The sequence below is a fragment of the Runella defluvii genome (assembly GCF_014195535.1).
In the GTDB taxonomy this organism is placed as follows: Bacteria; Bacteroidota; Bacteroidia; order Cytophagales; family Spirosomataceae; genus Runella; species Runella defluvii.
The window spans coordinates 3003-4845 of the sequence record NZ_JACIBY010000039.1; the positions used below are offsets into that span (position 1 = coordinate 3003).

At 50.3% G+C, this 1843-nt stretch carries 2 rRNA genes (1 of these 2 running past the window's edge); both read left to right on the forward strand.

The annotated features are described in order from the left end of the window. Positions 1–1583, forward strand: a 23S ribosomal RNA gene (locus FHS57_RS31535) (it extends 1321 nt beyond the left edge of the window). A 143-nt stretch (positions 1584–1726) separates the two neighbouring features. After that, positions 1727–1838 (forward strand): 5S ribosomal RNA (gene rrf, locus FHS57_RS31540). Positions 1839–1843 lie beyond the last annotated feature (5 nt).

Sequence of the window (1843 nt, forward strand, 5' to 3'; positions counted from 1 at the left end):
CGAAGTTGTAGCGTGAGCTATGGTGGAGATTTTAGAAAAGCAAATGTAGGCATAAGTAACGACAATGTATGTGAGAACCATACACACCGTAAAGCTAAGGATTCCTCAGCTATGTCAATCAACTGAGGGTTAGTCGGGGCCTAAGGGGAAGGCGAAGGCCGCACCTGACGGACAGCAGGTTAATATTCCTGCACCTGATACAAGTGTGAAGCGTACGGGGTAGGGGAGAGAGTACGAAGTGACGGAAGTCTTCGTTGAGCGGCGTTTACGGACAAAGCGAACTTTTGAACTGGCCTCCAAGAAAAAGCGCTGAAACATCAGCTTGTATTAGCCCGTACCGTAAACCGACACAGGTAGCTGGGTAGAATATACCAAGGTGCTCAAGTGAATCACGGTTAAGGAACTCGGCAAATTAGTCCTGTAACTTCGGGAGAAGGGACACTCTGGCGCGAGCTAGAGTCGCAGAGAAATGGCCCAGGCGACTGTTTAACAAAAACACAGGGCAACGCAAAGTGGAGACACGACGTATGTTGCCTGACACCTGCCCGGTGCTGGAAGGTTAAGAGGGGAGCTTAGCGCAAGCGAAGGTTTGAATCGAAGCCCCAGTAAACGGCGGCCGTAACTATAACGGTCCTAAGGTAGCGAAATTCCTTGTCGGGTAAGTTCCGACCTGCACGAATGGTGTAACGATCTGGGCACTGTCTCAACCGTGAGCTTGGTGAAATTGTAGTAGCGGTGAAGATGCCGCTTACCCGTCACGGGACGGAAAGACCCCGTGCACCTTTACTACAACTTTGCGTTGGATATGGGATATGAATGTGTAGGATAGGTGGGAGGCTATGAAGTGGATTCGTCAGGATTCATGGAGCCAACGTTGAAATACCACCCTTTTGTATTCTGTGTTCTAACTTATTATTGAGGACCGCGCATGGTGGGTAGTTTGACTGGGGTGGTCGCCTCCAAAAGAGTAACGGAGGCTTCCAAAGGTTAGCTCATGACGGACGGTAATCGTCAGGGGAGTGCAAAAGCACAAGCTAGCTTGACTGTGAGACCGACGGGTCGATCAGGTGGGAAACCAGGGTTTAGTGATCCGGTGGTTGCGCATGGGTGTGCCATCGCTCAAAGGATAAAAGGTACGCCGGGGATAACAGGCTGATCATCCCCAAGAGCTCACATCGACGGGATGGTTTGGCACCTCGATGTCGGCTCGTCACATCCTGGGGCTGGAGAAGGTCCCAAGGGTTCGGCTGTTCGCCGATTAAAGTGGCACGCGAGCTGGGTTCAGAACGTCGTGAGACAGTTCGGTCCCTATCTGTGATGGGCGTAGGAAGTTTGACGGGGGCTGACCTTAGTACGAGAGGACCGGGTTGGACTCACCTCTGGTGAATCGGTTGTTACGCCAGTAGCATGGCCGAGTAGCTACGTGGGCAACAGATAAGCGCTGAAAGCATCTAAGTGCGAAACTGGCCTGAAGATGAGACTTCCACATAAGGGACGTTGTAGACGACGACGTTGATAGGCTGCAAGTGTAAAGGTGGTGACATCAAAGCTGAGCAGTACTAATTGCCCAATAGCTTCTTTGTAAATACAAATTTTATGAATAATTCTCTGCCAATGTCAATTGCTTATTGAGAGACGAATTAGCTAATAACCTTGATGGTGATTACAGAGTGGGTTCGGAGTCGCGTACGACTTCACCTCATGTGAATCCGAATCAGAAGACCTTGATGGTGGTTACAGGGTGGGTGTTCACCTCTTCCCATTCCGAACAGAGAAGTTAAGCCCCACTCCGCCGATGATACTGCAATAAAATGTGGGAAAGTAGGTAGCCGCCACAATATTA